13 protein-coding genes and 1 tRNA gene are annotated in these 15,927 nt (G+C 64.5%); 7 read left to right on the top strand and 7 right to left on the bottom strand.

Features of this window, described 5'->3' with window-relative positions; all coding sequences use genetic code 11:
- Positions 1-97: 97 nt before the first annotated feature.
- Together GGQ98_RS10660 and GGQ98_RS10655 are read left to right on the top strand one after the other, a co-directional pair.
- Positions 98-2,920 (top strand): SLBB domain-containing protein, encoded by a 2,823-nt coding sequence (locus GGQ98_RS10660; RefSeq protein WP_184069265.1) that lies wholly within the window; start codon positions 98-100, stop codon positions 2,918-2,920.
- Positions 2,921-2,966: 46 nt separating this feature from the next.
- Positions 2,967-4,244 (top strand): nucleotide sugar dehydrogenase, encoded by a 1,278-nt coding sequence (locus tag GGQ98_RS10655; RefSeq protein WP_184069263.1) that lies wholly within the window; start codon positions 2,967-2,969, stop codon positions 4,242-4,244.
- Here GGQ98_RS10655 and GGQ98_RS10650 read toward each other — a convergent pair.
- Together GGQ98_RS10650 and GGQ98_RS10645 are read right to left on the bottom strand one after the other, a co-directional pair.
- Positions 4,239-4,976 carry a YdcF family protein gene (locus GGQ98_RS10650; RefSeq protein ID WP_184069261.1) on the bottom strand — a complete coding sequence of 246 codons (738 nt, stop codon included), beginning with the start codon at positions 4,974-4,976 and terminating at the stop codon, positions 4,239-4,241. The genes GGQ98_RS10655 and GGQ98_RS10650 overlap by 6 nt on opposite strands.
- A 6-nt stretch (positions 4,977-4,982) precedes the next feature.
- Positions 4,983-5,981, bottom strand: a complete 999-nt coding sequence (locus GGQ98_RS10645) for a GDP-mannose 4,6-dehydratase (protein WP_184069259.1) — start codon at positions 5,979-5,981, stop codon at positions 4,983-4,985.
- A gap of 149 nt (positions 5,982-6,130) precedes the next feature.
- On the opposite strand from GGQ98_RS10645, the gene GGQ98_RS10640 reads away from it, so the two are divergent.
- Together GGQ98_RS10640 and GGQ98_RS10635 are read left to right on the top strand one after the other, a co-directional pair.
- Positions 6,131-7,162, top strand: coding sequence for an MraY family glycosyltransferase (locus GGQ98_RS10640; RefSeq protein ID WP_184069257.1), 1,032 nt, complete (start codon positions 6,131-6,133; stop codon positions 7,160-7,162).
- An 89-nt stretch (positions 7,163-7,251) separates the two neighbouring features.
- Positions 7,252-7,326, top strand: a tRNA-Gln gene (locus GGQ98_RS10635).
- 107 nt (positions 7,327-7,433) lie between these two features.
- Here the strand turns inward: GGQ98_RS10635 and GGQ98_RS10630 are convergent.
- The 5 genes from GGQ98_RS10630 to GGQ98_RS10610 all read right to left on the bottom strand — a co-directional run bounded on the left by GGQ98_RS10630 (position 7,434) and on the right by GGQ98_RS10610 (position 13,317).
- Positions 7,434-8,579, bottom strand: a complete 1,146-nt coding sequence (locus GGQ98_RS10630) for an N-acetyltransferase (RefSeq protein ID WP_184069254.1) — start codon at positions 8,577-8,579, stop codon at positions 7,434-7,436.
- An 8-nt stretch (positions 8,580-8,587) separates the two neighbouring features.
- Positions 8,588-9,361, bottom strand: a complete 774-nt coding sequence (locus GGQ98_RS10625; RefSeq protein ID WP_184069251.1) for a sterol desaturase family protein — start codon at positions 9,359-9,361, stop codon at positions 8,588-8,590.
- Positions 9,362-9,455: 94 nt separating this feature from the next.
- On the bottom strand, positions 9,456-10,997 hold the full coding sequence (locus GGQ98_RS10620) for a lipopolysaccharide biosynthesis protein (RefSeq protein ID WP_184069249.1): 1,542 nt from the start codon (positions 10,995-10,997) through the stop codon (positions 9,456-9,458).
- Entirely contained in the window at positions 10,994-12,097 is a 1,104-nt protein-coding gene (gene lptG / locus GGQ98_RS10615; protein WP_184069246.1) for an LPS export ABC transporter permease LptG, read from the bottom strand. The genes GGQ98_RS10620 and lptG overlap by 4 nt, the downstream gene beginning before the upstream one ends.
- A complete protein-coding gene (locus tag GGQ98_RS10610) occupies positions 12,094-13,317 on the bottom strand; it encodes an LptF/LptG family permease (RefSeq protein WP_184069243.1) in 1,224 nt (407 codons plus the stop codon). Before GGQ98_RS10610 ends, lptG begins: the two co-directional genes overlap by 4 nt.
- A 121-nt stretch (positions 13,318-13,438) precedes the next feature.
- Between GGQ98_RS10610 and GGQ98_RS10605 the strand changes: the two genes are divergently transcribed.
- From GGQ98_RS10605 to GGQ98_RS10595, 3 genes are read left to right on the top strand one after another with little or no spacing between them, the layout of a single operon-like run.
- Positions 13,439-13,984, top strand: a complete 546-nt coding sequence (locus tag GGQ98_RS10605; RefSeq protein WP_341534193.1) for a DUF2141 domain-containing protein — start codon at positions 13,439-13,441, stop codon at positions 13,982-13,984.
- Position 13,985: 1 nt separating this feature from the next.
- Positions 13,986-14,957 (top strand): diacylglycerol/lipid kinase family protein, encoded by a 972-nt coding sequence (locus GGQ98_RS10600; protein WP_184069237.1) that lies wholly within the window; start codon positions 13,986-13,988, stop codon positions 14,955-14,957.
- On the top strand, positions 14,954-15,871 hold the full coding sequence (locus tag GGQ98_RS10595; RefSeq protein ID WP_184069235.1) for a hypothetical protein: 918 nt from the start codon (positions 14,954-14,956) through the stop codon (positions 15,869-15,871). The genes GGQ98_RS10600 and GGQ98_RS10595 overlap by 4 nt, the downstream gene beginning before the upstream one ends.
- Positions 15,872-15,927: the final 56 nt, after the last annotated feature.

Raw genomic sequence — 15,927 nt, 5'->3', positions numbered from 1 at the left:
CCGCCACTTGCCTCGGCAACCGTCCGGGGCGAGTTGACTGGTATTTCCCGGCTATCTATCACGCGTGACAACCACTTTGATCGGGAGAGAGCTGGGCATGGCAATCGTGCGCGGGGCGTCGAATGCAGTACATGCCCTGGCGCCCAGGGCCGTGCAGGGATTGCTGCAGGCGTCCTTCATCCTTTGCTTTGCCTTTCCGGCAGTAGCCCAAGTCGATCCGCGTGTTATCGAACAATTGCAGGGACGGCTGCAGGGTACGCAGGATCCCGGTGCGCAGGTCGATCGGGCGCGCGAACAGAGCGACCGCGTCACGCTTCCCGCCACGTCTCAGATCACCAGCGAAGAACGCGAACTGCGTCGTCAGCAATCGCGAATTCAGCTGGATTCCATTTATCTCCCTTCCCCGGTGGAACGACAGTATCGGGAAAGACTCGGCGATCCGGCGCTTCGGCAGTTCGGCTATGATCTGTTCCGGGTTTCCGAAGGCGGTTCCGGTTCTGTCACCGGCGAGGTTTCGGACGGTTATTTGCTGGGCCCGGGTGATGAACTGGTCGTCACGTTTCAGGGCGCCACCAATTCAAGCCATAACGCCCGCGTAGCGCGCGATGGCCGCCTGATCGTCGCCAGCCTGCCGCCCATTCGCGCCGCGGGTCGCACACTGGGCTCGGTTCGGACGTCTTTGGCTGAAGCGACGCGTCAAAACCTTCTCGGCACTGACGTTTTCGTTTCGCTGGGCGGCGTGCGGTCCGCGACGGTCCTCGTCGGCGGTGAGGTGGAGCGGCCCGGTCAGTATCAGGTGACGGCACTGTCCGATGTTGCCAATGCGCTTGCGCTGGCGGGCGGCGTGCGCAAGGCGGGGAGCCTGCGCAATATTCGCCTCGTGCGCGGCGGTGTGACACGGATCGTCGATCTGTACGCCCTCCTCGGTATCGGTACTGCGCCGCGCATGAGGCTGCAGGATGGTGACAGGATCGTCGTGCCCGTGGTGGGCAATACGGTGGCTGTGACCGGCAGCGTGGCGCGTCCCGGCATTTACGAGCTTCATGGGTCGGCCAGCGTCAGCGAGGTGCTCGCATATGCCGGTGGTGCGCTTTATCCACGCGGTTACCAGATTTCGATCAGCCGTATCGGCGAGGACGGGCGCGAAATTTTCGTCCGCCCGCAAGGCACTGCCGCCGCCATCTGGTCCGGAGATGGCGTTCAGGTGCTTTCCGGCAGCGCAGGCGCGGCGTTGGACCGGATCGTATTGGCAGGCCATGTGCGCAATCCCGGCCCGCGCGCACTTTCCGCCGTCCCCACGCTTGCCGATCTGATCGGCGGGTCGGAGGGTTTGCGGCTCGGCACGTATATGCCCATGGCCATCATCATCCGGCGCAACCCGGTTACGGGCATGCGCACTTATGAAGCTGCCGATCTCCGCAGCGCGCTCGATCGCAGCCGGCCAGTGGCGCTTCGCGGTGACGATCGGGTTTACGTATTCAGTGCAGACGATATCGCCTTCCTGAATTCGAGCGCGACGCGCCAGATAATCCTGGGGCAGGAAAATCCGAAACCTCAGTGCTTCGCGCTCGAGAAACTTGAAAGCCTTGTGGCGGATACGCAGTCGCCACGTTTCAACGTGATTACACGCGGCACAATCACGGTTGAACGCGAGGGCCGCGACGTTGCGGCGAGCGACGGTCGCGCGCTTACGGGCGCCGGGACGAGTGGGTCCGATCAGTCTCTGGAGGCCATGAATGCGCGGCCGATGCAGGACTTCGAGCAGTTGCCACGCGCTGATCGGGAGCAGAACGATCCCCAGCGGAACGACCAGCGTCAGTACGACCCGCGTCAGCGCAATGCGCCGGATTTCGATCCACTGTCGCCCAGAAACATTGAGTGTCCGCCGGTCTTCGAGGACGTGCCGGAACTGCTTCCCGTCTTGATCGAGCACAGCGTCAGCGTGGGCGGTGCCGTTCGCCGGCCCGGAGCCTATCCGGTGGCGAGCACGATTTCTGCGGATACGCTCATTTCTGCTTCAGACGGTGTCATGGCGAACGTACGCGATCCCGTGCTGGATATCTCGCCGGCCAGCGGCGCGTTCATGCGATATGAAATGCTGAACGGCCAGGAGGCTCAGCTGGCCAATGTCATCGTGAGCGCCGGCGACGACATACGCGTAACGGCGAACAACGCGGCATATGAAGCCGGTGCCGTGCTGCTGACCGGCGAGTTCAACAGCCCGGGCCTTTATACGATCCGCAAGGGCGAACGCCTTTCCGAGCTCGTCGCGCGCGCTGGAGGACTCAGCGATCAGGCGTATCCCTATGGCGCGATATTCACGCGCAGGAGCGTCCGCGAACAGCAACAGGAAGGGTTTCAGCGCACCGCGCGAGAACTGAATACCTCGCTCCTTGCGCTTGCGGCGCAGGAGAACGTGAACGGACAATCCATTGTCGCTGCCGGCGAACTGATCCGGACCTTGTCGGAAACCCAGGCTGTGGGGCGCATGGTTGTCGAGGCCGATCCCCGCGTGCTCACGCAGCGCCCGGACCTCGATCCCATTCTCGATGGCGGCGACACGCTGCATATCCCGAAAAAGCCCACCTATGTCCTCGCGCTCGGCGATGTTTCCAATCCCGGCGCCGTTCAGTTCCAGCCGGGAAAATCGGTTTCCGAATACGTTTCCGAAGCGGGTGGGACGCAGTCGACCGCAGATGACGGCCGCGTCTTCCTGGTTCTGCCGAACGGCAGCGCGCAGCCTGTGAGGTCGAGCTTCTGGAGGCGGTCCAATGCCGTCGTGCCGCCGGGGAGCACGATCATCGTGCCGAAAAACCTGCAGCCGCTGCGAACGCTGGGGATTGTTCGCGATGTTGCAACCATTTTCGGGCAATTGGCGACAGCCGTCGCGTCCGTCGCGATTCTGGCGGACCGGAACTAGCCGCAGCGGGCACGTTGCCTGCCGCCAAACCTGTGGGAAAGAATGCATGAGCCTTGATGCTGCAACGAAAGTGGTCGTCGTCGGCCTCGGCTATGTCGGCTTGCCGCTCGCGGTGGCGCTCGCCCGTCATTTCGACACGGTGGGCGTCGATATCAATGCCGCCCGTATCGCGGCGCTGAAGCAGGGTCATGACGCGACACGCGAGATAGACAGCGAAACCCTGAAGGCCAGCAGCCTCAAATACGCGTCCGATGTGTCATCCTGCGCGGAGGCTGCATTCATCATCGTGACCGTGCCGACACCCGTCGATCGCGCCAACCAGCCCGATCTCGGGCCCGTGGAAGGCGCAACGCGCGCGCTCGCGGGTGCGATCAACGCGGCCTCGAAGCCCGTGATCGTTTATGAAAGCACGGTCTATCCCGGCGTTACCGAAGAGATATGCGGCCCGCTCATCGAAAAGGTCTCCGGTCTTCGGCAGGGGGAGGATTTTTTCCTCGGATACTCTCCTGAGCGCATCAACCCGGGCGACCGCGAACACACCGTAGACAAGATCATCAAGGTGGTTTCGGGCGAAAGCCCCGAAGTGCTCGAAAAGGTGGCGGCGCTCTACAGCAAGGTCACGACCGGCGGCGTGTTCCGCGCAGCCTCGATCAAGGCGGCCGAAGCGGCGAAGGTCATCGAGAATGCGCAGCGCGACATCAACATCGCGTTCGTCAACGAGATCACGCAGATCTTCCAGAAAATCGACCTGTCGGTATACGACGTGCTCGAAGCGGCGGGCACGAAATGGAACTTCCTGCCGTTCCGGCCGGGCCTCGTCGGCGGTCACTGTATCGGCGTTGACCCTTATTACCTCGCCTACAAGGCGCAGCAGCTCGGCCAGCTTCCGCGCGTGATCCTGGCGGGGCGTTCGATCAACGACAGCATGGGCGCTTACGTCGCGGACCGGGTGCACGACCGGTTGCGCAAGGCCGGCGATGTGCTCGTGATGGGGCTTACCTTCAAGGAGGATGTGCCCGATCTTCGCAATTCCAAAGTTGTCGATGTTATCGAGCGGTTGAAGTGGCTGGGCCACAACGTCACGGTGCATGACCCGCTTGCCGATGCCGAGGAAGCTGTTCACGAATACGGACTTACGCTCGATGTAGACGCCTTGACACGGCAATACAGTGCGGTGGTGCTGGCTGTTCCGCATGCCCAGTATCTCGCGATGGACCCGGCGGTGATCGGGGGGCTCGTGAAGGATGGCGGGCTTGTTGCCGACATCAAGGGAGCCTTGCGCGGCAAGGCCCTGCCGGCCGGTGTCGACCGCTGGCAGCTATAGGGCGCCCGTCAACCGATACCAGACAAACCCCGCGTATTCGTGAAGCGCGAGGTCTGCCTGCTCGACGTTTTCGTTGAAGGCGATGGACAGGCTGCGATCGCTGGCCTGGCGGTCCACGGGGTAGGGGATCGCATCGACGCCCGCCGCTCTCATGCAGGCCATTGCGCGGGGCATGTGAAAGCCTGACGTGACGAGCAGCACCCGCTTGCCGGGCAGGGTCTCGGCGATCCCGCGCGCGTTCTGGCAGGTGTCGAGCGTTCCGGCGATCTTCCCCACGCGGTGTTTCGCCAGACCCGCCCGCTGCCAATAGTCGGCCGTCCAGTCGATATCGCGGCGTCCGCCGTGCTCTATGCCGCCGACGATCCATATCTTCGTCTGCGGATAGGCCCGGGCGAGCGCGAGCGCTTCGCTGATCCTTTCACCGTGCGGTCCGAATTCCAGCGTGCCGGACAGCGCTGAGGCCCGCAGCCTCTCCGCGCCGGCGAGCACCACCACGGCATCGATCGGTTCCGGCAGCGCCGCGGCGCGCGGATACGCCGACTCCAGCCGCTTCATCAGCAGGTTCCCTGTCGGCAGGACCGCCAGCAGAACGACCCAGAGGGCAAGAAGCGCCACCGTTATGCGCGCAGGCCGCAGAGCGCCGCTAAGCAGGAACGCGGCGGCGAGAAGTGTCAGCCAAACAAACCAGGCCGCGGGGCCGAAAAGCGCCCAGAGCAGGTAGTTCAGCGACATCGCCCTTCAGACGCCGTGATAGGCGCGGAACCACGCGACGAACCGGGGCGCGCCCTCTTCGATCGACGTGGTCGGACGGAAGCCCAGATCGCGCTCGATCGCGGAAATATCGGCGAACGTGTCCTTCACGTCGCCGGGCTGCATCGGCTCGAATTCCTTGATCGCGGTCTTGCCCACCGCCTTTTCAAGCACCGCGATCATGTGCATCAGCTCTTCGGAACGATGGTTGCCGATGTTGTAGACGCGGTGCGGGCTGACCGATCCGCCTGCCTTGACGCTGCCGTCATCGGGCGGGGGATTGTCGAGACAGGCGACGATTCCCGAAACGATATCATCGACATAGGTGAAATCGCGGCGCATGTCGCCGCCGTTGAACACCTTGATGGGCTCGCCCTTCAGGATCGCGTCGGTAAACAGCCACATCGCCATGTCGGGCCGCCCCCAGGGGCCGTAAACCGTGAAGAACCTGAGGCCCGTCTGCGGCAGACGGTAGAGGTGGCTGTAGGTCTCGCTCATCAGCTCGTCGGCCTTCTTGGTCGCCGCATAGAGCGACATCGGCTGATCGACGCGGTCCTCCACCGAAAACGGCAGCTTCTCGTTCTTGCCGTAAACCGATGAGGATGACGCGTAGACGAGATGCTCGACGCTGTCCGTATGCCGCGCATACTCCATCACATTGAGGTGCCCCACGAGGTTCGAATGCACGTAGGCATGCGGGTTCGTGATGGAATAGCGGACCCCGGCCTGTGCGCCGAGATGCGCGATACGCTCGATTCGGTGCGGCGCGAGAGCGGCCTTCAGGCCGTCGAAATCCGCGAAGTCCTGTTCGATGAAGGTAAAACCGTTATGCCGCCGCTGGAGTTCGGCGATGCGGTCGCGCTTCAGTTTCGTGCTGTAATAATCGTTGACGTTATCGATCCCGATAACCCGCTCGCCGCGCGACAGCAGCCGTTCCGAGAGGTGGTAGCCAATGAAGCCGGCAGCTCCGGTCACGAGAAAAGTCATTGATTCATCCTGCATAAAGGCGAGCCGTTGCAGTTCGTCGCCGCATTGAGCGCAGTTAGCGTAGCGCTCGCCGGGCCGCAACGGTAAGGTCGGCGGGGGCTGATGGGAAAAGGGGCCACGGCACGATAATGACCGCGATGAGCTTGAATATGCTCTGCGCTGCCATGGGCATCGGCATTGCCTTTCTGGTCGGGCGCAACGCGGGCCGTCTCGGCAGCCTGCTGGGTCTGCTTGATTATCCCGATCCCTTCGGAGGCCGCAAGCGCCATGCGCGTGTCACGCCGCTGGTCGGCGGGGTTGCCGTCGTCGTGGCGTTCGAAGTGTCGGCTTTGCTGCTTTATCACCTGCTGGCGAAGGATTCGGCGCTGCTTGACTGGCAGATCATGTGGCTGGGCTTTGCGGTCGGCGCGATGGCGCTTGTCGGCCTCGCCGACGATCGCATGGGCTTGTCGCCGATCGTCAGGCTGGCGCTGACCGCGTTCGTTCTCATCCTGACGATCCTTGAAGTGCCCGATCTGCGGGTGAGTTTCCTGCGCTTCGCCGGGGTCGATGACCTTGTTCTGCTGCCGGCGTGGGCCTCCGTGGCGTTCACGCTCGTCTGTCTCATCGGGCTTTTGAACGCCGTTAACATGGCGGACGGCAAGAACGGCATCGTGCTCACGCTATCGCTTGTCTGGACGGCCGTGCTCTTCGCCCGCAATCCGCAGCCGTTCGATCCGCTGCTTTTCGGCATCGCCGGGAGCCTTGCGGTCATGCTCTGGTTCAACATGAAGGGCACGCTGTTCCTCGGCGACGGCGGCAGCTACGGGATTTCGGCCATTTTCGGCCTGCTCGCCATCTATGCGTACAACCACAATTTCGCGACGTTCGATGCAGGGCAGGTGGCGCTGCTGTTCCTCGTGCCGGTGCTCGATACGGTCCGGCTCATGGCCTGGCGGATCGGGCAGGGCCGAAGCCCGTTCGCGGGTGATCGCAACCACCTTCACCACTATCTGCACGCGCGCTGGGGGTGGCCTGCGGGTCTCGGCATCTATGCGACGCTTGCGGCGGTGCCGAACTTCCTCGGCGTGGCGTTCCCGGCCTACAGCCTTGCGCTGCTCGGCCTCGGCGCTTTCATGTACGCGGCGACGCTGTTCGCGGCGACGCGCGGCGGGACCGTTCGCCGCAGCATTCGCGCCTGAAACAAACGCGCGCGCAGCTCTTTCCAAAGCCGGGGCAGCGGTTATAAGGGCCGCCGCAAGCACGGCATTTGCCGTTTCAAGCATCGCATTGGGGCGTAGCCAAGCGGTAAGGCAGCGGTTTTTGGTACCGCCACGCGGAGGTTCGAATCCTCCCGCCCCAGCCAAGCGTTTCCAGGCACTTGCGCGCTTGTCTCCAGAATTATGGACATGACTGTCCGCGCAGGTCCGTGGGGGCGCTCTCGCGAATGCGAAGCGGCGACGCACTGCCCCGCTACAGCGCCTTTTCGTAGATCCGGTACGTCTTGCTGATCTTGGATTGGATGATCTCGGCGATGGATTTCATCGGGCCGTTGTCGTCGAGAACCCAACCGAGTTCGCCCTGCGTCGCGCCGTAGTCGCTCACGGCGACGCGGCGCACGTGTTCCACCATCATCAGCGCCATGAAGCTGGCGAGCCGGCTGCCCTGCAGCGTCTGGCGAACGCCCATCAGGGGCACGCGCATGCGGCGTACGCGGGGCTTGTGCAGCCGCCACAGCAGTTTCGCCCAGCCGAAGGGCAGCAATCTGCCGTCCAGATCGGCTGTCATCTCGTTGACGTCGGGCAGCGTGATCATGAACGCCACGGGCTCGCCGTCCACCTCGCAGATGCGGATCAGATCCTCGAAGACGATCGGCTTCAGCTTCTTGCCGACATACGCGACTTCCGACGGTGTCAGCGGGATGAAGCCCCAGTTGTCCGACCAGGCATCGTTCAGGATATCGAGGATCAGCGCCGCCTCTTCGGCGAAACGCGATTTGTCTACATTGCGCATGCGGATGCGGCTCGATTTCTCGGCTGCCGCGACGATGCGGTCGAACGCCGGCGGAAAGCCGGCCGCGATCGGAAGCTCGTAGGTGTAAAGATCCTTCACGCCCGCGTAGCCGCGGTTTTCGATCAGGCCTTCGTAATAGGGCAAATGGTGGCCCATCATCACCGTCGGCGGCAGTTCGAAACCGCTCACCAGAAGGCCGGGTTCGTCCCAGATCGACAGGCTGAACGGCCCGAGCGACCGGGTCATGCCCTTCGCCTTCAGCCACGTCTCGGCCGTGTCCAGCAACAGCGCCGCGACCGCCGGATCGTCGACGCATTCGAACATGCCGAACTGGCCCGTGCCCGCGCCCATGTGCTTCAGCACCAGCTGGTCGACCTGCGCGGAGATGCGGCCCACGGGTTTGCCATCCCGCCATGCCAGCCAGAATACGGCCTCGGCGTGTTCGAACCACGGATTGGATTTCGCGCCGCCGATCAGGCCTGCGACCTCCGATTTCAGCGGGGGCACCCAGTTGGGGTCGTGCGCGTACAGCGCCCACGGCAGGTCGATGAACGTCTTGCGGTCGGCCGCGCTCACGACCGGCCGGATCTCGATGCCGCCCCCCATCGCTGGAATCAGGCCGCTTTTTTCAGGCGCTGGCGAGGGTGCCCTTCGGCAACGCCGCCCGACATCTCGGATACCCACGGCCATTTCTCGGCGGCCTGCGGCGTGTAGCCCAGGTTGAACACCGTCTCGCTTTTCTCCGGGCGTTCGGCGCGCTGGTAATAGGTGCCGAGCAGCTTGTCCCACAGGAAGCTGGTGATGCCGAAGTTGCCGTCTTCGTCGTGGAAGTGGTGTTCCATGTGGCGGGTCTTCATCTCCACCAGCCACGGCATGCGCGGCTTGTAGGAGAGATGCTGGATGCAGTGGCAGAACTCGTAGAAGCAGGTGGTGAGCAGCCCGGCGCCGAAGCCCCATGCCGCGCCGCCGATGCCGCCGATCGCATAGCCCATCGGGATGGTGACGAGCGCGATGGTCGGCAGTGTCGTGTAAAGCGCGCCGAACAGCACCTCGAGGTGGTTGGGATCCTGATGGTGATCGTAATGGATGCGCTTCCACGTGCGCGCCGTCAGCGGCGACTTGAACATCCAGTTGCTGTGGAGGACGTAGCGGTGGAGCAGGAACCACGCCAGCGGATAGGCCGCAACGGCGATACCGGCGGCAGCCGCGCCGCGCAGCAGCGTCGTGGGATAGGCGACCGCGACATAAGCGCAGGCCACGGTCAGCAGCAGATACGCCTGGATCGCATAATACTGGAAATAGGCGACGACGAGCTCGCGGAACGTCATCTTCGACAGATTGTGGCTCTTGCTCCACATGCCGAGCCGATAGCCCTTGAGCACCTGCATACTGATTATCCTGCGCTTCGCGGTCTAACCGCCATCAGCTGTCTTTATTTCGCGGCAATGCGGCATATTTTGGACGGCACTGTGGTCGCCGCCGCTATTTGCCGCGCGATAGCCCGAGTCTGCGCCCGATCGCGCCGAGGCTTTGCCGTTCCTGCGCCGTGAGCACGACGCGAAGGCCGAGCCAGACCAGACTCAGGGCAGCGACGACCGGCAAGGCGATGTCGAGCCACAAGGGAAACGGCTGATGGCTGCCCAGCAGCGCCCAGATCAGCAGCGATGAACCGCCGAGGATCACGATGCCCCGCGCGAACGGCGCCGCGAACGGGTGGATGCGATCGGTGTGCCAGAGTTCCGCCAGCGCCAGCCACTCCATCACGAACGCCCCGCAGGCGACGCCCCACGCCATCGCGAGCGCGGGATCGCGGCCCCACAGCAGCCACGAGACGAGCAGCCATACGGCAACGCCGACAAGCGCGTTCGCCGTCGGCAGGATGCGGGGCCGCAGCATCTGGAGGATGCCGTTCGCCGGCCCCGCGATGGCGTTGACGCCGCGCGCGAGCGTCAGCACCACGATCAGCGCGGCCGCCGTTGCCGCTTCGGGCGGGAACAGCATCAGCATCGGCCCGGCGAGCAGCGCCAGAAGCAGCGACATCGGCAGCAGCAGGATCATCGAGAGACGGGAGGCGAAGCCGTAGACCGGGTTGATGCGATGCTTGTCGTGGATCGCCTGCTCCGCCGCGAGGGGCTGAATGACGTAATACAGGCTGTGACGCACGATGAGCGGGATCGAGGCGATCTTCCGGGCGATGCCGAAAAGGCCCGATGCGCTGGCGCCCGCAGCGCCCGGCAGAAGCATGTTGAGCAGCAGCGGCGGCATGTCGGAAAACGCCCGAACCGCGATATTGGCGGGCAGAATGCCGAGACCCGTGCCGAGCAGATCGCGCAGCACGTCCCTGTCAAACGGCGCGCGGATCAGCATGGGGACATTGTAGTAGCGGGCGAGCAGCCGCCAGCCGAGCGCCGCGGTGATCGCGAGCGAGGCGAGGTGCGCGACGACGAGGCCCATCGTCATCCAGCCGGCGAGCCATGCGGCCCCCGCCATCAGCAGGCGCACGATCTGTTCCCAGAAGATCCTGAGCCGCACTTCCGGCCCGAACGCCTTGCGCGCCCGCGAGGCGGATGTCGCCAGTTCCACGAACGTCCAGAGCGGCAGCGCCCAGGCGAACAGCGCGACGGCCAGTTCCAGCGACGCCGCATCCCTGGGCGCGGCATTGAACAGCGCCGCGACGGGCGCCGCGAAGGTGCTGACGCCGAGGGCGATGATGATGCTCGGCACCATGCCGATAACGAGCGCGGTCTTCAGTGCGCTGTGCGCGCGTTCTTCGGTTTTCGCCTGCGGGATGGTGCGCTGCATCGCGCTTGTCATGGCAAGGTCGGCGACGTTCGACACGATGTTCACAGCGGCCCACAGCGCCATGTAGATGCCGTAGGTGGCAAGGCCGAACATCCAGACATAGGCGGGCTGCGCGACCGCCTCTATCAGCGCGCCGAGCCGGGCCATCGCAACGACACCCGCGCTTCTCACCACCGTTTTCTTGCTGATTCCCGTTTTGCCCGAATCGTCGGGGCGCGTCATTCCTCGGTCCTGAACAGCACGGCTTCGCCGACCAGGAAGAACAGCACGAACGCCGCCCAGCCCGCCGCCAGCGGCGGTATGGTGCCGAATTCGCCCATCGCGACCATGAAATTGTCGGCGACGAAATACGCAAAGCCAAGCACCATGCCCACGACAGCGCGCGCGAACAGCCGCCCCGACCGGGCGAGCCCGAACGCGGTGACGGCGCCGAGCAGCGGCATGAGCACGGCGGAAAGCGGCAGCGAAATCTTGTGGTAAAGCGCGACGCGCAGCGAATCCGTGCCGCGCCCGACCGATTCGAGAAGGCGTGTCTGTTTCCAGAGCGCGATGATGTCGGTTCGGTCGGGGTCCGGCGCGCGCATGGTGAAGCGATCCGGCTCGATGCCCGCGCCGAGCCGGATCTGCGCCGCGTTCGAAAGCGCACCCGTCCGCACGGTGAAGATGCGCACGTTGTCGAGGCGCCACGCATTGCCGTCGGGGCGCGCGCTTTCTGCGTTGATGATCTGGCGCAGGCGGCTGCCGTCGCGCCGATCGACGCGCACGCCGTGGAGCCGCGTTTGCGCGCCGCTTCCGGTCACGCTGTCGGCGTGAATGATCTCGCGGCCCTCGCGCACCCACACATCGGAAAGCGGATTGGTGTCGATCGTCGCGTCGTTCCGGTACTCCGCCTTCTCCCAGGCGATGAGTTCGGCGTTGGTGCGGACGAGAACGAGTTCGTTGAAGGCGAAGTGGAACAGCGAGACGCCGAGCGCGGCCGCCATCATCGGGTAGAGAATCTGGTGAGCGGAAAGCCCGGAGGCGCGAAAGATCGTGACCTCGCTGTTCTGGCTCAGCGTCGTCATCGTCACCAGCGCGCCGAGCAGCACCGAAAACGGCAGGAACTGCGAGACGAGCTGCGGCAGCCGAAGCTGCACATAGCGCAGCAGTTCGGGGTTGCCGTTGCCGTCGACGGCGAGAATCGTGTTCGATTCGGTCAGCAGATCAAGCGTTTGCAGGATCGCCACCAGGCCGATCGCGAAGGCGAGCGTCCGCAGCATGAACATGCGCGCGGTGTAGGTCGCGATGGTCGGGGAGGGCCAGAAGGTAAGCGCGCCGCTCATGCCGCCTGCGCCTTTCCGAAGCGCCGGCGCAGCAGACGCCACAGGCTGACGACCCATTTGGCGGCAATGCCCGCGCCGCGCTCGATCACGGCGATCGGCTGCCCGCCCGGCACGTTCGCAAGCACGTGGAAGAACCAGGCGCAGAGCAGGCTGAACGCGATGAAGCTGCCCCACTGGCTCAGGATGATGTCGGCCTTGCCTGCGGCGCCCGCGCGCTCCGCCGCCTCTGAAATCTCGTTGTAAACGATCAGAATCGTAAGCGCCGCGAACACGCCGACCGCCGATGTCGATCGCTTCGGCGGCACCGCGAGCGCAACCGCAAGCAGCGGGATCACCAGCACCGCGAACACCTGCACCAGCCGCCGGTGCAGGTTGGCGCGCACGGCGTTCCGGCTTTCCTCGGTGGCGGCGCCCTGGCCGAGATAGCCGACGCGGTAGAGTTCCGGGAGGGTCAACTCGTTGTCGTCGGCCTGTGCGCCGCGAATGCGGAACAGCTCGATCTGCGGAAGGTCGATCGGCAGGTCGTGCATGCGGAAGCTCAGCACGCGGGGCTGCCTGTAGCCCGGCGCGTCGTGGACGAGCGTGCCGTCGGTGAGCCTCAGCAGGATGACATCGGGGTCGTCGGTCGCCAGAAAGGTGCCGCGCGCGGCGGTGACGGAAACCGTCTTGCCGTCGCCGCTCCGGCCGCTGACGAAGATGCCGCGCAGGTCGCGGCCCTGGCTGCGGCTTTCCTCGACGCGCAGCGTCGTATTGCGCGCCACCTGCACGAACTCGCCGACGTCGATCGTCGCGCCGAGCGCGCCGGAGCGCAGCTCGAACTCCAGCCCCTCGTAGGCATAGCGGCTGATGGGCTGGATGAAGCCGACGATGATCAGCGTGAGAAGGCCGAGCAGCAGCGCGTACATATAAGGCACGCGCAGCATCCGCATGTAGCTAATGCCGACCGCGCGCATCGCATCAAGTTCGCTCGAAAGTGCGAGGCCGCGGAACGCCAGCAAAATACCCAGCAGCAGCCCGACCGGGATGCCGAGGCCCAGATACTGCGGAATCAGGTTGCCCAGCATGCGCCAGACGACCGATGCCGGCCCGCCTTCGTTGACCACGAAGTCGAACAATTTCAGCATCTTCTCCAGCAATAGCAGCATGGCCGCGATCATCAGTGTCGCGAACAGCGGCACTGCGATCAGCCGCGCCATGTACCTGTCGAACCGAGCCAGCATCTCTTGGTTTTGTCGATCCTTGGTCAAACTTTGGCCGCAAGCGGACCCGATACCACGGGAGAGCAGCGATGCATCAACTATTTGGTGATTCGAAAAAGGGGGACGATCGAGGAGAGACATGGTGCTGAAAAATTCAAATGCGTTTTCTCGGGGGCTGATCCGTTCGCTTGTGGCGACCACGGCGGTTTTCGGCGCGTTTTCAGCGTCCGCCTCGGCTCAGACGATCATCGGCCCCGATGCGGCGGCCTGCGCTCCGGGCGCGAAAGGCCCTGCCGCGCTGATCCGCGTTTACGGATTCAAGGATCGCGAAGGCAATCTCCGCACCCAGGTTTACAGCGATAAAGCCCACGAGTTTCTTGAAAAGGGCAAGTATCTCAAGCGGATCGAACTGCCGATGACGGCATCGGGCGACATGAACATCTGCATGGCGCTGCCCCGCTTCGGCGAGTTTTCGATGGCGGTGCTCCACGATCGCGACATGAACGGCAAACTTTCCGTTTCAAAGGATGGCGTGGGTTTTTCGGGCAATCCCAAACTGGGGCTTGCCAAACCCGACTATGAAGAATCGATGTTCGTCGCGCGCAGCGGCGTCACCGTTGTCGATGTGATCCTGAACTATCGTCAGGGTCTGCTCTCCGTGAAACCTCTTGTGGCAAGGCGCGACTGATATGGCTTGTGTTGCGCTTCTTTCCAATCCGCGCTCGACCGGCAACAAAGCCGCGTTGCCGCGCATCCGTGAATTCGTGGCGCAGCATCCCAACATTTTCCACTACGAGGTGGGAGACATTTCCGAAGTGCCCGACGCGCTCGCCATGATCGCGCGCGTCAAGCCTGCCGTTCTCGTCATCAACGGCGGCGACGGCACCGTGCAGGCGGCGCTCACCGAAATCTACAACGGCCACCATTTCAAGGGTGCGGTGCCGCCGCTCGCGGTGCTGCCGAACGGCAAGACCAATCTCATCGCGCTCGATCTGGGTGCGGGCGCCAATCCGGTGGAGGCGCTCGCCAATATCCTGAAGATCGTCGAGACGGGGGTTGATCCACACGTCGTGGCGCGGCAGCTCATCGCGCTGAGCGACGGCCTTGCGGCGCGCCCCGTGTTCGGGATGTTTCTGGGTGGTGCGGGTCTTGCCGAGGCGATCCTGTTCTGCCGCAACAAGATCTACCCGCTCGGCCTGCCGAACTGGGTGAGCCACCTGATCGCCACGTTCGTGGTGCTGGTAAGCGTGCTCCTCGGCGCGGGCGCGCGCTGGAACCCCGTGAAGACGAGCCCGATGCGCGTCTCGCTGCATCGGGGCGGCGTGCCGGTCGAGGGCAGTTTCCTCGTGCTGATGGTGACGACGCTCGAACGCCTGCTGCTCAATTTCGCCACGCCGTTCAGCGACCGGGCCGGTCCCCTGAAGCTGATGGCGATCGAGCAGCGCCGGACGACCGTGCTGATGGCCCTCGTGTCCGCGCTCGCCGGGCGGCTCGGCAGCGCGCGCTTCAGCGGACTGCATCTCAGGCGCGGCGACGAGATCCGTATCGAGGGCAAGCGCGCCAGCGTGATTCTCGACGGTGAACTTTACGAGGCCGGAGAGGGGCGCTCGATCGTGCTGACGCCGACAGCACCGGTGTCCTTCCTCAACCTTGCGGCATGACGGCGCTCGTGCCGCTGGTCGCGGACGAGCTGGAAACGCCCGCCGCCCCTGAAGTCGCCGATTTTGCCAGGGCCATCGCCGGGCGCTGCGGCGGCGCGGCGCAGGCCGTGCTGTACTACGGCTCGTGCCTCAGGAGCGAAGACCTGGCGGATTCGCTGCTCGATTTCTATCTGCTCGTCGATTCCTATGATCGCGCCTACACGCGCCGGTGGATGGCGGTGGCGAACCGGCTGATTCCGCCCAATGTTTTTTATGCCGAACATGAAGGTCTGCGCGCAAAGTTCGCGGTGATGACCGTTGATGATTTCGCGCACGCCTGCTCGCCGGATTGCGACAACGCATCGGTCTGGGCGCGGTTCGCGCAGCCTTCGCGGCTTGTCTGGGTACGCGGGGATGCGGCGCGCGCGCGCGTGATCCGCGCGGTTGCCGCCGCCGCGCCGACGCTGCTCAAGACCGCGCGGCCGATGCTGGACGATGATCTCGGTGTCGAGGCGCTGTGGACCGGCGCCTTCGCGCTCACCTATGCCTCCGAACTCCGGTCCGAGCGTTCCGGGCGCGGGCGGTCGATCTTCGAAGCCGATCCGGCGCGCTACACCGCGTTCACCGCCCCCGCCATCGCCGACAGCGATCTTGCAGCGGAGCTGCGCGGCGGGACCGTGCATTTTCGCGCCGATGCCGACCGCGCGCACGGCAGACGAACGTGGGGGAAGCTGCGCCGCCGGGGCAAGCTGCTCTCCATGCTGCGGCTCGCCAAGGCCAGTTTCACGTTCAAGGGCGGCGTCGATTACATCGCGTGGAAGGTGAACCGGCACGCGGACGCCGGGATCATCGTGAAGCCGTGGCACCGCCGCTTTCCGATACTTGCCGGGCTGGTGTTCCTGCCCCAGCTGATCCGCAAGGGCGCGATACGGTAATCGCGATCGAAGGTCTCGCAGCCGCAAACCGAAGCTCGACTTCTGTTACGGCTTCG

This window comes from Sphingosinicella soli, assembly GCF_014199685.1.
Lineage (GTDB): Bacteria > Pseudomonadota > Alphaproteobacteria > Sphingomonadales > Sphingomonadaceae > Sphingosinicella > Sphingosinicella soli.
The sequence above is the reverse complement of the archived record's forward strand: the minus strand, read 5'-3'. Positions and strand labels throughout refer to the sequence as shown.

Bases quoted from the DNA above. Each gene is read 5' to 3' on its own strand.
- GGQ98_RS10660 (WP_184069265.1), top strand. From the start codon at position 98: ATGGCAATCGTGCGCGGGGCGTCGAATGCAGTACATGCCCTGGCGCCC.
- GGQ98_RS10655 (WP_184069263.1), top strand. From the start codon at position 2,967: ATGAGCCTTGATGCTGCAACGAAAGTGGTCGTCGTCGGCCTCGGCTAT.
- GGQ98_RS10650 (WP_184069261.1), bottom strand. From the start codon at position 4,976: ATGTCGCTGAACTACCTGCTCTGGGCGCTTTTCGGCCCCGCGGCCTGG.
- GGQ98_RS10645 (WP_184069259.1), bottom strand. From the start codon at position 5,981: ATGACTTTTCTCGTGACCGGAGCTGCCGGCTTCATTGGCTACCACCTC.
- GGQ98_RS10640 (WP_184069257.1), top strand. From the start codon at position 6,131: ATGCTCTGCGCTGCCATGGGCATCGGCATTGCCTTTCTGGTCGGGCGC.
- GGQ98_RS10630 (WP_184069254.1), bottom strand. From the start codon at position 8,579: ATGGGGGGCGGCATCGAGATCCGGCCGGTCGTGAGCGCGGCCGACCGC.
- GGQ98_RS10625 (WP_184069251.1), bottom strand. From the start codon at position 9,361: ATGCAGGTGCTCAAGGGCTATCGGCTCGGCATGTGGAGCAAGAGCCAC.
- GGQ98_RS10620 (WP_184069249.1), bottom strand. From the start codon at position 10,997: ATGACGCGCCCCGACGATTCGGGCAAAACGGGAATCAGCAAGAAAACG.
- lptG (WP_184069246.1), bottom strand. From the start codon at position 12,097: ATGAGCGGCGCGCTTACCTTCTGGCCCTCCCCGACCATCGCGACCTAC.
- GGQ98_RS10610 (WP_184069243.1), bottom strand. From the start codon at position 13,317: ATGCTGGCTCGGTTCGACAGGTACATGGCGCGGCTGATCGCAGTGCCG.
- GGQ98_RS10600 (WP_184069237.1), top strand. From the start codon at position 13,986: ATGGCTTGTGTTGCGCTTCTTTCCAATCCGCGCTCGACCGGCAACAAA.
- GGQ98_RS10595 (WP_184069235.1), top strand. From the start codon at position 14,954: ATGACGGCGCTCGTGCCGCTGGTCGCGGACGAGCTGGAAACGCCCGCC.